At 42.2% G+C, this 13,015-nt stretch carries 12 protein-coding genes (1 of these 12 running past the window's edge); 4 read left to right on the top strand and 8 right to left on the bottom strand.

The window, feature by feature from the left end; all coding sequences use genetic code 11:
* Positions 1–928, bottom strand: partial view of an S-layer protein gene (locus LEP1GSC050_RS03330; protein ID WP_232225642.1) — the 5' portion only. 314 nt of this gene lie to the left of the window's left edge; only the first 928 of its 1,242 coding nucleotides appear in the window; its start codon is at positions 926–928; the stop codon falls past the left edge of the window.
* Positions 929–1,031: 103 nt separating this feature from the next.
* Positions 1,032–1,976 carry a LysM peptidoglycan-binding domain-containing protein gene (locus LEP1GSC050_RS03325; RefSeq protein ID WP_010569640.1) on the bottom strand — a complete coding sequence of 315 codons (945 nt, stop codon included), beginning with the start codon at positions 1,974–1,976 and terminating at the stop codon, positions 1,032–1,034.
* 243 nt (positions 1,977–2,219) lie between these two features.
* Here LEP1GSC050_RS03325 and LEP1GSC050_RS20500 point away from each other — a divergent pair, with 243 nt between their 5' ends.
* Positions 2,220–2,504: a hypothetical protein gene (locus tag LEP1GSC050_RS20500; protein ID WP_010569639.1), complete on the top strand. Its 285-nt coding sequence runs from the start codon at positions 2,220–2,222 to the stop codon at positions 2,502–2,504.
* A 474-nt stretch (positions 2,505–2,978) separates the two neighbouring features.
* Here the strand turns inward: LEP1GSC050_RS20500 and LEP1GSC050_RS03320 are convergent, their stop codons facing one another.
* The 5 genes from LEP1GSC050_RS03320 to LEP1GSC050_RS03305 form a co-directional block, all read right to left on the bottom strand.
* Complete coding sequence (locus LEP1GSC050_RS03320) at positions 2,979–3,356, bottom strand: hypothetical protein (RefSeq protein WP_010569638.1); 378 nt, start codon at positions 3,354–3,356, stop codon at positions 2,979–2,981.
* 262 nt (positions 3,357–3,618) lie between these two features.
* Entirely contained in the window at positions 3,619–3,795 is a 177-nt protein-coding gene (locus LEP1GSC050_RS21065; protein WP_020987026.1) for a hypothetical protein, read from the bottom strand.
* Between the two features lie 36 nt (positions 3,796–3,831).
* The gene (locus LEP1GSC050_RS03315; RefSeq protein ID WP_010569637.1) at positions 3,832–4,824 is read right to left on the bottom strand and encodes a hypothetical protein; all 993 of its coding nucleotides are present in this window, start codon (positions 4,822–4,824) and stop codon (positions 3,832–3,834) included.
* A 569-nt stretch (positions 4,825–5,393) separates the two neighbouring features.
* Positions 5,394–6,173, bottom strand: coding sequence for an SDR family oxidoreductase (locus LEP1GSC050_RS03310; RefSeq protein ID WP_010569636.1), 780 nt, complete (start codon positions 6,171–6,173; stop codon positions 5,394–5,396).
* Positions 6,174–7,011: 838 nt separating this feature from the next.
* Positions 7,012–7,506 (bottom strand): DoxX family protein, encoded by a 495-nt coding sequence (locus LEP1GSC050_RS03305; protein WP_232225641.1) that lies wholly within the window; start codon positions 7,504–7,506, stop codon positions 7,012–7,014.
* 401 nt (positions 7,507–7,907) lie between these two features.
* Here LEP1GSC050_RS03305 and LEP1GSC050_RS03300 point away from each other — a divergent pair, with 401 nt between their 5' ends.
* The 3 genes from LEP1GSC050_RS03300 (at position 7,908) to LEP1GSC050_RS03290 (ending at position 11,893) form a co-directional block, all read left to right on the top strand.
* Positions 7,908–9,809 carry a glycoside hydrolase family 5 protein gene (locus tag LEP1GSC050_RS03300; RefSeq protein ID WP_010569634.1) on the top strand — a complete coding sequence of 634 codons (1,902 nt, stop codon included), beginning with the start codon at positions 7,908–7,910 and terminating at the stop codon, positions 9,807–9,809.
* Between the two features lie 327 nt (positions 9,810–10,136).
* Positions 10,137–11,291, top strand: coding sequence for a glycosyltransferase family 2 protein (locus LEP1GSC050_RS03295; protein WP_010569633.1), 1,155 nt, complete (start codon positions 10,137–10,139; stop codon positions 11,289–11,291).
* 56 nt (positions 11,292–11,347) lie between these two features.
* Positions 11,348–11,893, top strand: a complete 546-nt coding sequence (locus tag LEP1GSC050_RS03290; RefSeq protein ID WP_010569632.1) for a DJ-1 family glyoxalase III — start codon at positions 11,348–11,350, stop codon at positions 11,891–11,893.
* Between the two features lie 23 nt (positions 11,894–11,916).
* Here the strand turns inward: LEP1GSC050_RS03290 and LEP1GSC050_RS03285 are convergent, their stop codons facing one another.
* The gene (locus tag LEP1GSC050_RS03285; RefSeq protein WP_010569631.1) at positions 11,917–13,002 is read right to left on the bottom strand and encodes a DUF1574 domain-containing protein; all 1,086 of its coding nucleotides are present in this window, start codon (positions 13,000–13,002) and stop codon (positions 11,917–11,919) included.
* Positions 13,003–13,015 lie beyond the last annotated feature (13 nt).

Genomic DNA, 13,015 nt, shown 5'->3' with positions numbered 1-13,015 from the left:
TCTGGTCGACCATGAGGGGGAATTCCCCCGATTTTTTATTTCCTGCCTTGTCTTCAGAAATCCACCGTAAAATCCAAATACCTTCCTGTAGCGACTCCGGTATTTTATATTCTCCTTTAAAAGCAGGAGGCGAACCCTCGAATTCTCGAATCCGTCGCACACCGACTTTTCGCCCGTTAGGGGACTCGGATTTTATTTCCGCCTCAAGATAGCGAATCCCTGAACCGGCTTCTTGAATTGCAAAGTTTATCGACTCTCCTGAATGGTATTCAGGTAAACCGGAACTTCCTATTTCTTTAGGATTCCAGATAACCTGGGGAGGAGTTGTGTCCTTCAGAACACGAATCGTTCGGACCTCTTCTCGGTTTCCGACTATATCTTCGGAGTAAAATTCTACGTCAGCCCAGCCCTCCTTTACTAGCGGAATTGATCCTCTATATTCCAACCATTCACCTTTATCGATTCTAAAAAAAGTTTTCAGAGGTAAGTGGGCCTTAGGACTGCTTTCAGAATTATTTCCCGATCCGGCGGAATCTGCCTTCTTCGAATTAGAATCTCCAAAGAAAATCTCCAAACGTTCCGACGGATTTATAAAACTATCCGCCCCGTAACTTTCCTCTCGAAATCTTTCCGAATATTCCTTTAAAGAAACCACACTGGAAGGAGGACCTTTTGCACCCGACATCCCAATAGCAGTAATCCGCACATATAATGTAAGTTTATCTTCTCCAAAAGATACCGACGGATCAAGAACCGTTTGAGAAGTGAGAACATTAGCGAAATCTGATCGTTCGGAAAGTTCTACTAAATATCCTTTGACGCCGAGAACCTGTCCCCATTTAAGAGTAATTGACAAAAGCGGGATTGCTACGGAATCTTTTTTAGATTGAGCCATAAGTGAATCAAGCTGTCCTAAAAATAGAAGCATGAAAACCGTTGTCATAGCAGCGAAAGTATTATAAAAATTCAACATAACGGGTGCGAAAATTAAAAGCCAGACTTCTTCATTGAGCCAATTGCCAGTATTACTATTATTGAATTTCGACTCTATCAGGAAGAGGGGTAGGAGTCGCAGGTTTCTTACCTTTCTCTACCGAAGTTCCGAATCCGGCAGGAACATGAACTACGACGCCTTGAGCACCGACGTCTAACTCTCCTTGAAAGCATCCCACTATACTTTTGTCGGGAGTCGTAGAATCCACATAAAATTCCGTCCCTCTAACCCCTACAATGGCGACGGGAGTCACCACGAATAGTTTATACTTCTTACCCTTATCCTTCTCTCGGACGGAAGACTCTAGCGATCCGGAAGAGACCTGGACTGCTTTCGCATTTTCAACCGTATCGTTCTTATATTCCGCAAGGGATTGGGTTTTATTACTAGAAATAATTCTCAAAACGGAATTTTGTCGAACTTCGAAAGAAATCCCTGTCTTAATAAAAGCGAAATGCAACGACGATTTATCCTTAGTCCGAATCCATTCATCAGTTAGGAACACCGCGTTTTTTGCAATCTTTGCCCATTTTCCTGCAGTCGTTGCAGGATTGAAATCCTTAGAGGATTCTACAGTACCAATCACAAATTCGGCTATCGCTTCCGGATTCGCTGTCGGTGTCACGACCGTTTGAACCGGCGCTGCCGGAATCGAATCCTTCCGAAGGTAGCCCGGGATTTTTAAGGTTATTCCTTCTCTTATTAGGGATGGATTTGGAATCTCATTGTACTTAAGCAATTCCTTCCAGCGTCCCGGTTCCTCCAAAAATTGTTTGGATATTTTGGATAAAGTATCGTTCTTCTTAACCTTGTATTCAAAAACATCGTCGTGAGATCCTTTTTCTTGCGCATAAAGGCTATAACTGCTATCTACGCTAACCAGAAGAATGACAAAAATCGATAGCACAAAGTAAGAAAGCATTCCTAGAAAAATAGGTAATATTGCAAACTCGGCTGCCGGTCGCGGAGTGATCTCCTGCATTAATTTTCCTCACAATGTTTTTCTGCATTTCTAACGTTGCAGATTTTAGTAAATCTCTTGATGAGCCCAAAAATCAGCGTCAGGCCATAATTCAACGTTTATCGCACTAAACGCGATAAATCAATGAGACGATAATTTCCGGCAAAATTAGCCGTGATTTACCAAAATTATTGCATCTTAGAAAAATTGGTTTGAAATTTTTTCTTTCCAAAACATTCTTCCCATTTACTGACGCGAACTCCTATGAAAAAATCCTTATTATTTATCTCAACGACGATTCTCATTAGCGCAACATTCTTCGTGATTCCCGACCGGGTCGAATCCCAAGGTGGCGATATCGAAGCTGCAATCCAAACAGCCTGTAACCGTTTGGTCGAAGGCGGCCTTTATAAAAGTTGTAAGCCTGCACCCGGCTTTTCTGCTTCCCAAGGCTACTATAGCCAATCCGCGCAAGTAAAGTGCGAATGCCTAAGCAAGTCTGATAACAGCAAAACGATCGTAACAATCTCTCTATGGCAAGGATACTGACTCGGTAGTAAGATAACTTTCTCACTAGTAAAAGAGGATCCGGTGACGACTTCTATTTTGAAGAACTTAACGAATTCGAGGGTTTAGAGTTAGCTCGCCGAAATAAACCGCTAGAAGAGGGTCGGATCCTGAGAAGATTACTGCTTCGGATAAGGCGACGATTTTGCTTCTGAATGATCAAATTCTTATCAATCAATATTTTACTTTGATCAGGTAGCTTGAAATTTAATGCGACATAATATGTATTATCGGAAGTAGTGGATGGTTAACAGATAGACACGTTTCTACTTTCTTTTATTAAAAAAGTTTGAGATTTCTAGGATTACTACGCTTGCATACCGAACGATCAATCCTACCGAGAGCTGAATCTAAAGTAGAGCCTATTGACCTATTGACACTTGCCGCCGCTCCTCGGAGGACCTACGGCCGTGTTCCGACAGATATGAACGTCGCAAGTTCCAATTTATCAATTCTTCATTGTCTACGGAATCGATAAGCCTGGAAGGTCAAAAGAAGTCCAATCAAGATGAGAACGATTTCTATAGCAAGAGCCGCGTTATCATTCTGAAATTGAGCCCTATAACTCTGAGGGTAGAAAATACGAATTAAGCCAAGAAACACCGCAGCCCAAGCAATAAGAGTTATAAGAACTGGCCAATGGCGAGTCCAAATATTGTGCGAGCGAAGAATGGCCAGGCCGGCAGTGAACATGAGAATGCCCGACAGGTAAACCAGCGGTGTAATCTGTTCTGCATAGAGAGTAGGATTCCAAAATCGCAACTCTGAAGTGACCATTACGATGAGCACAGGTCCAAGAATAGCGGCTATTTTTCGAGATGTTTTAAAATTCATAGTAAACTGTTGTGCCGCCGGATTTCGTATAATGAAAGAGACTAGCCGAAGTCCGAAACGGCTAAGCATTAGCGTGCTTTATAAGCAAAGTTACAAAGTCGAATTTGCCGTAAGTCTCAAGACTAATCGCGTTCCGGGGTCGATGCGAAGTGGCGTGAAATAGTTATACGCAACGAATTTTAATCTCCTGATACGTTGTTTCCTATTTCGTTAATTTCCGAAAGCTGGACTTTCTGATACCTACCCTGCTACGAATTCCGCTTTATTTTTCAACCATCTCGGCGATATCCAACCGAACATAGGCTTGAGTCAAGGTTAACTGTGTATAACCTTCCACCTCCGAATTTGACAAGGCTTTTCTTTGAATGAGATCCTTTGCTACATTTTCTAAATCAAATGAAATCGGTAGATGAATAGATTTCCGAACGATAATCCGCATTCGGATCCGCTCCGTCCATTGAAGTTCGGATTTATTTTATTCGTCTTTGGAATAAAGACTCGAAAGTCGAATTTGATTTAAACGTTCTTGGTTAGGCGTGGATACGGTATTCTTTTGCAGCGGTTGAATATTCGTCGACGAATCTGTTGAAGAAGAGAGGGATTTTAATTCATAATCTGAAGCTCCTACAAACGCGTAATCGTATATCGGATCGGGTTGAGGGGGTCTGGTATGATAGTAAAGATTCGCGCTTTGAGTGGGATGAGATAGTTTTGTGACTTCTTCTTCCTCAGTCTGACTTAAATAAGCATCGCCGTAATTACTTCCGGTAAACAAGAGCGCAAGAATGGCCTGTGCCGTCCAAGGAGCCCAGGTCGCAAAATATCCCTTAAAACCCGCTTTCAAAAAAGGTTCAGAATACATTGCAATTCGTTTCTTTGCTTCCTCGTCTCGAATGACTCCCATATCGTATGCCATATTCCCGGCTGTAAAGCAAGCCCCTAAAAAAAGAACGATAGCTCCTTTCGCAGCCTTAAGATCGCTTTGAATCTGATCGTTCGAGACATATTCTTTTCCAAGATAAAATCCTCCCACGGACTTTTGTGCATAAGGAGGAGAATTCAAATTCGTTCCGATTCCGTGGCCGGCATACATTACAAAGTGGGCACCTTTTGAAGCCGCCTGTATTCCTTTCCACGGATTATTAGGAGGATAAAACTCATAAACAGTAACGCCCCGATCTTTGAGGACTTTCGCCAACGATTTAATATTACTAATATACTCCTGAGTTTTTGGCCCCTTGGCCCCGTCTACCTCTCCTACGATCGCAACTGCTTTTAATCCGGAACCGGAAATGGTCGCATCGGGAAGCTCCGCCCGTTTTTTAACTGCCGATAAATTTTCTCCTATCGCATTTCCCGGATGCATCATTTGCAGTTGCTCGGACACCAAAGCACAAACCGGTATCAGTAGGAGGAATGTTTGTAGGAATAGTTTCTTTAAAGAGACGGCACTGGAAATAAATTTCATCCGACAGAGCTTAGTCGGAGTTTGAACTTTGTCAAGCAGGGAGAGCGAATATTTATTATTTTTTCAAAGTATTTAAAATACGTAAATATTTGAGGATGGAGATAGCATGGTCGATTATCCGCAAAACTTGTTTAAAAATTTGGTTCAACGAGTTCCAAGATTTTATAATGGTTTATGAGGTTTCGTCGATTGCTATTAGAAGCAGTCGAATCCGGACTAGATAATCATCATTCGAAGCGCAGAATTATGAGACACGGTTTAATTCGACATAATTACGAGGATTGAACGTAATATTCGAAAAGCTAAGAAATATTTGCATATTATTATGCCATTTTAGGAAGAAATCCATTTTGCACGATACCGAACTTTCGATCAGACCCGCAAGAATCCTTAACCGATTTACAAGGCCCTGCAAAAAACGGATAGTATCCCACCGAAGTCGGTTCGACGATATTCCTTATAAACGATTCATTTTAGCGACAAATCTCCGAAATACTAAACTTCCATATTCAATTCTAGAAGAAAGGCTCAAATATGGAATGTCTATACTTTGCCTTAGTTGAAGAAAATTATTTTGAACCGGCAAGCATTCGATCTATTGATTTGCTCATTTGGTTCAGGATAAAATCCGGAGCCAAGCGACTCATGAACTTCAATTGGTTACTCTGGCCTGGACGAATCTCAAAAGAATCTTTTTCAATTCCTTTCAACGTGTCTCGGACCATATCTTCCACCTTCATAATACTGACGCCTTTCATATCGCTAGGCTCGAATTGACCTAACATTTCAGTTTGCGTAGCAGGAGGTGCGACTTCAAAGATTTTAAGATTCGTATTTTTTAACTGGACCCGAAGAGACTGCACAAAAGAATGCAGCGCCGCTTTGGTTGCACAATAAATAGGAGAAGTCGGCAAGGGGACAAAAGCAAGACCAGAAGTAATTTGTATAATAGCTCCGACAGGCTGCTTTTTGAGATGAGGTATGAATTGTTTTGTCATCCAAATCGAACCAATTAAATTTATATTTATTTCTCGGGTAAAATCCGTGAGCGAACTATGAGTTTCGTGAAAGTTAACGACTCGCATCACCCCGGCATTATTGATTAACACGTTGAGATTAGGAAACCGTTTGATCACCTCTTGGTAAAGAGATTCGATTTCTTTTTCGCTACTAACATCGCTTTGAATAGTGTGAAGCTTAGGAAGTTTCTCCTTTGCACTTTTTAATTTTTCTTTATTGCGTCCAGTTATGATAACTGAGTTATCACGTTCAAGAAGACGCGAGGCCATTTCCAATCCGATGCCGCTCGCGCCGCCTGTAATTAAAATCGTGTTTCCGTTTAGTTTCATGAATGTCTCCTTTTAAATCAATCCGCCTCTATATCGACGAGCGGCAGCTAAAATAAGTTCTGCTTCCAAAAATTTATTCATCCGTACTTTGAAGAATTTTCGACCAAACCGCAGTATTAATATTCGAAAAATTCCTAAGTCGATGTCGACTCCTAATAATAACCTATTCTTATTTTATAAACCGCTTACGTTTATTAACAATGTGATTAAACGAATTTAATCTCCTACCTTACGAATCCAAAAGCCCTTAAACAGAGAATCCCAAATAAACTCGATTCCAATTCGGCTGCATCTTGCTGTGCATAAGACTGAGGACAGACCTAGGGGAAATCCACTGTAACACAAGAATCATTCTCTATAACATGGAAACTACGCTTATCAATGTTCTGTCTTCTAAACGGGTCCGGGGGTGGCGAGCAGACAATTCCCCGGAGATATGGAGTTAATTCGAATGCAGTTTGTTTGATTGAAAATTTGACTTCACTTCGTTCAGTTACCCTTCGGGAATATCGCTCCCTAAGGGCCGCTCGATTGGGTAGCGAAAGACGCGCGTAACGCAGCTGCAGCGCTGGGGAGACGTTCCCCGTCTATCCTCTGTTTCCGTAAACTCCCACCGGATTCTAGCCTCGGAGAGTAGAATTTACTTAAAAAACCCCGCCCTTTTTTGGGCGGGGGCCGGAGCGAAGCGGTGGAATTGCCTTATTTCACAAAAATCGTAAGGACACAAGCATTTTTCATTTTGAAATTCGTGAGGGAGCTCCAACCGAACTTTCGAACATAGAATAGTTGCAATATTTCTAATTTTCTGAGTGTAGCTCTGTCCTCGGTTCGCGATCAGTTACGATTCCGCTCTTCCTTTCAAAAGTGCGTCAATGGAATTACGTCCGGGCCCGGTAAGAACCAAGAAAAGCGATCCCAAAGCTTGAGCATATTCGGATCGAATTTCATGCAAAACCGCCCAAATGCCGATGATCGGAGGCACCTGAGGCGACGCCAAGGGAGACGTCCCAAAAAATAGCGGCACCTTGGTCATGGCCATCGCTACAATCATTTCGATTACGAAAAGACAACCGATGGGCTTTGTCAGAAATCCGGCTATGAGCAAAAGCCCACCCGCGATTTCCAATCCCCCGATAAGACCGCTAACAAGCCCGGGCTCAGGAAAACCAAGTTTTGTGAATCTTCCCAAGCCCTGATTCGTATAAAGAAATTTGATAATGCCTTCCCAAAGGAAAACTCCACCCACTAAAAATCGGATGATAATTTTATACGGATGTTCCGTATCTTCTATTCTTAAAAAGAAATTTAATACTTTCATGTATTTGTATTTCACTGCTCCTTTTATACCATAGGTTTAAGCGAATGAACGAATTTAGTCTCGGCTCTGCGTTTGGCTAGTGCATTCGATTCACTCCCAACTTCGACGTAATCTGATAGGATTCCGGCGACCTATCGGAACAAACGATACGGATTGCGGTATTGCTTTCTTAAAGATTTTTCATTTATTCTTTGTGCCTTAGAACATCGTTCCTTCCCCTCTGTTCCCGTCATGAACGGAAGCAAAGCAGACGTTTTTGAACGATCGTTTTTTTTAAATATAAGTCCTTTATAAGCCTTTAGCGCTCGCTATAGAAACGGATTATAAGGACATTCCTTTTAATATACCAAAAGAAAATAAGAACCTGTCTTTAATAGGATCAATATCACTGTTAACGGTTCTTGGAGAGAATTGAAATGTCGATGAATCAAAATAAGGGGATCGGAATCTGTACGATTCTTTTTTTCCTTTTAACAACTATTTCTTGTTCGCCAGACGGTGCAAAATTCGGCCCGAATCTACTGGGAACTCTTTCTTCCTTAACCGGGAATTTGCAGGGAATCGGATTGAACCCAAATGCGAGTCGCGAGCAATTGGTTTCCCCTACGGGAATTCCCCTTCCCTCGGTTCCTTTAAGCACGAATGGGAGATACATCGTCGATACGAATAACAATCGGTTTAAATTAAAGGCGGTGAACTGGTACGGAGCAAGCGACACTCGTTTTGTCGTAGCCGGACTAGATAAGCAGCCGATTTCATATATCGTTTCTCTAATCAAAGAATGGGGATTTAACGCAGTTCGATTACCCTTTTCAAACGTTATGCTGCATCAAGCGACTCCCGTTGCCGATGCGGATATTAGTGCGAATCCACAATTTAGCGGCTTAACTCCTCTGCAAGTTTACGACCAAACAGTCCAAGCCCTAACCGAAGCAGGAATTGCAGTAGTTTTAAATAATCATACGACCTTAGCGGAATGGTGCTGCGGATTCGACTATAACGGTCTTTGGTATCATACCGGTTCGAGTTTAGCCTACAATTCTTCGACGGATATGTGGCAGGCCGATTGGCTTATGATGGTGAATCGCTATAAAAATAATAAAATGGTCGTCGCAGCCGATCTAAGAAACGAGGTCAGAACGCAAAGACGCGGTGATTCTTATATTCCCGATAGCCCGAATTGGGGATCGGGTGACGTAAACGACTGGCATAAGGCTTCCCAAGATTTGGGCGGGTTAATTACTCAAAACAATCCGGATTTACTCGTCATCGTCGAAGGCATAAATTGGTGGGGACTTATTCCGATTCTTGGTTCGGGTGAACGCCCGCATCTCAAGCCTATAAAGGGTCTGCCGGTCCACTTACCTCTTTCTAATAAACTCGTCTATTCGGCCCATAATTACGGTTATATCGGTCCGAATAATAATGGGGATCCAAAAACTTCGGGAAGTAATATCACCTATAGCCAAATGGACCCGACCACGTTTCGTAACACTGTCTATTCCGAATGGGGATATGTGGTTGATCCTGAGCTCTATTACACTGCGCCGGTCTGGGTAAGCGAGTTCGGCGCGTCCCCCTCTACGACTAATGATCAAGATAAGCAATGGCTGCAAAACTTAGTCGATTATCTAATCGAACGGGATCTGGATTTTGCATTTTGGCCTTTAAACGGAAACGACGAGTGGGGACTGGTTTCGAGCGATTGGTCTAGAACATTGAAAGACGATTGGCGTTTCGCACAATTGAATCGTCTATTGACGTATTCCGGTAACCAAGGACAGAGCGTTTTCGCCTACCATTTTTCAAATCTATCTATCGGAAGTGGAAATGACAATTCATCGACTCTGAACAACGATTGGGATAATGGAGCGAATAAAGGAACCTGCCCCGATGGATATCGGCTGAATGGACTCAGCCAAGATCAACGTGCTCTTTGCACGGATGTTACCTACGGAGTCCTTTGGAATTCAAATAGAAATTTTAATGTGCAAGCCGTTAACGAAACCGCTACCCGATACCATGGAACCGGAGATTGGGCCGGAGGTTTTACAAAGTACGAATGCCCGCAAAACTTTTACGTATCCGGCTTTTCAAAACGTTGGTGGGGAACTAGCGGTATACTCTGCGCACAAAGCAATCGTTCGTTGGGGAATAGCTGTAGAACCGTTTGGTTCGATAGAGGAGACAATAGAACATCCTCTCGAGGTGGTGATTGGGCCTCCGGATCGTATAAAGGTCAGTGCGATGATGGTGAATATTTAGGTGGTATCGCTCAACGAAACGGTTCGGCGAGCGCCCTACTCTGCTGTTTATAAACTTTTGCTAAACTCCTAGCTTCTTATGCCGTAATCGAATAATCAATTCGATTACGGCTTTTCTTTTTAAATTTCATTAATTTCAAAAAATAAATAAAAGCCGTTCTATATTCAATCCTAGAATCGAATTTAACAGTCTAACGATAGTCGCCATTCTGCAAATCTGCATTTGAACATCGGTCGTCTGCGTTTTCGTCTCAATAAAGGTAGACTGAAGTTCAGTAGTTCACCGATTTTTTTCTCACTTCTTTTATTTTTTAGTATGTAATCAATTAATTACTTATTAGAATTGATGGAATTCGATCCTTTTCGGATTTTGGACTTACGATGAATCCTACTATTTCAGTCATTCTTCCTACATACAATGAGAGCGAAAATTTGCCGATCGCTGCGGAGCGAATCTCCGAATCTCTCTCCGGATTTATGCACGAGATTATCGTCGTAGACGATGATAGCCCCGATCGCACGTGGGAAGTAGCTGAGGATCTGCAAAAAAACCTTCCTCAATTGAAAGTAGTTCGACGCTTTACCGGAAAAGGTCTATCGTCCGCTGTTTTGACCGGCATGGGAATCGCGAAAGGAGATCTTTTCGTTGTGATGGATTCGGATTTGCAACACGACGAAAGAATTCTACCCGAAATGATTCGATCTTTGAATGATCGCGGAAATGACCTTTGTTTAGGGACTCGTTATACGAACGGCGGTTCTACCGGAAAGTGGTCTCTGTTTCGAGTAGGGATCAGTCGATTCGGAAACGTACTAGCGCGACGGCTAATTCGCCAAAACGTTTCCGACCCGATGAGCGGATTTTTCGGGATACGAAAAGACGTTTATTCCGAAGTCAAAAACAGCATTAATCCTAGAGGTTTTAAAATTCTTTTGGAATTTCTAGCCCGGGGAAAAGAAGATTTAAAGGTAGAGGAAATCCCTTATACATTCCGTACACGGGTTCATGGAGAAACAAAACTAGACAATTCGGTAATTCGAAATTTTCTATTGGCTCTATTGGACATTCGTTTTGGAGAATGGATTTCGCCGACTTTCTTGCTTTACGCGATGGTAGGAGCAACCGGAGTAATCGTAAATCTTGGAGGTTTTCTGATCGGCGAGTTCCTATCCTTACCCGATATCAGTACGGGAATATCGTTTTTAGATCCGATCTCAAGTTCCGTCTTATTGGGAATCGAGCTCTCTATCATATCCAACTTTCTGCTAAACAATTACTTCACATTCTATGAAAGACGGTACGAAGGATTCCGTGCCTTAGAAGGGTTTGCGATTTTTCAAGCAGTTAGCCTATTCGGACTTATTTTGCAGATTGAGTTTTACCAATTATTGCATAATCGGGTCTTTGCTAATTATTCATTTTCTGCGGGAATTCCGATCAAACTAGTATGTGACCTACTATCAATTGGAATTGCCATGCTCTCGAATTATTTTCTTAATTCCAACCTTACTTGGATGAAGACGAGTAGGAAATGATTTGCTTATAACCTAACTGCGGGTAAAGTCTTCCAAAGTTCGGATCGGAGGAAGATATGGCTAAAGTTCTGGTACCCTTTGCCACCGGAATGGAAGAAATAGAAGCAGTCGTTATTGTGGATGTTCTCCGTAGGGCCGGGATACAAGTCATTACTGCAGGACTCTCAGCCGGTCCTGTTCAAGCTTCCCGCGGAACCCGCCATCTCCCCGACGCCGTACTTTCAGAAATTCTTCACGAAGATTTCGATATGGTTATTCTTCCGGGAGGAAATTTAGGAACGCAAAATCTTGGAAAAGATTCCAACATAATCGAATTACTAAATCGTTATAAAAAGCAGGGGAAATGGATCGCAGCAATTTGTGCGGCTCCGAGCATTCTAAAGGAGCACGGTATATTAAATTCCGGGCAAAAATTTACCGGTTTCCCGGGATCTGTGGAAAAAACGAATGAATACACCGGCTCGAGACTCGAAGAATCCGGAAAAATCATAACGAGTATCGGCCCGGGTTCAGCCTTTGAATTTGCATTACGAATCGTAGACATCCTAGCCGGTTCTGCAAAGAAAAAGGAAGTGGAATCAGGACTTTATTTACATCGATGATGGCAATTGCTTTTGAATAAAATCTAGTTTTGCTCTATGCTTTCCGATAATTTTCTGAAAACAAAATCCCCATACGCGGGATAACAACTCGGAGACATGTGACCCGGATCCGAAAAATCGTCGCAGGAATACCCTGGATCGTTATTCATATCCCAAAATTTTGTCTGGGTGTCCCGATCGAACTTTTGGATCTCCGTAAGCCAAATGTCCAAAGGAATTTGAGGTCCCTCGGGCGTATCCGTTTTGCGAGTTCCGTACAACTTAAAATACGGCCTAGCTACTCGGACCCAGATTGTAGCGTAGGAAATCCCGGCTTTCTTCAATAATTTCACCGAATCTCTCTGCATTTCCAACATATCGAAGTGAAACGTATAAGGACTCAAATAAGATTGAAAATCGGACTCCGATCTTTTAATCAACTGGTCGTGGGGAAGTTTAATTACGTTTGCTTCTCTAGACGTACTCCCCTTTTGATCCGCTAACGACTCCAACGTATTTACTACGGCCTCTGCATAATTATTAGCCCAATAGGAATTATTTTTTAAACGTTCTCGGACTCTCCAGAGTTTCGGCCTATCTCGATACGAATGAAACATTCTCTTCGATAGAAAAATGGACCATTGCTCCTTCGAATATCGATTCCAGTGTCGAAGCAAAAATCCAGGCGAAACTCCGTAGATCAAGACCTCATCAAGAGCTAGATTCGGCGTTTTATTAAAGATTTCTAAAGACTGATCCAATACGACAAAATCGGGATGCAATCCGTCCTGTACGATCCTTTCGACCCAGTACAAAAAGTAATCAGGCGATCCTCCCGGAACTGAAAAATTGTATAGAATCCAATCCGGATATTTTTTACTTAATTCATGGTACGGAAAGAGAAGCGATCTGGAGTTTCCGAGGAATACTAAAACCTTTTTCCTTTCAGAAGGAGTTTTTTTTAGATACCCCTTTAAATCTTCGTAAAGGTCCTCTTTGCTTAAATAATTTAAGTGGGATAGAGTGTTGGAATAGTATCTTTCAAAATAACTATTAGTTAAAAACCGATCTATTATTAACGAGATTGCAAGAATCAAAAACGGGATTAGAAGAATCTTCTTATCTTTCATATCAATTCGTTCG

The sequence above is a fragment of the Leptospira broomii serovar Hurstbridge str. 5399 genome, from assembly GCF_000243715.2.
Lineage (GTDB): Bacteria > Spirochaetota > Leptospiria > Leptospirales > Leptospiraceae > Leptospira_B > Leptospira_B broomii.
This window is presented reverse-complemented; position numbering and strand designations above follow the sequence as displayed.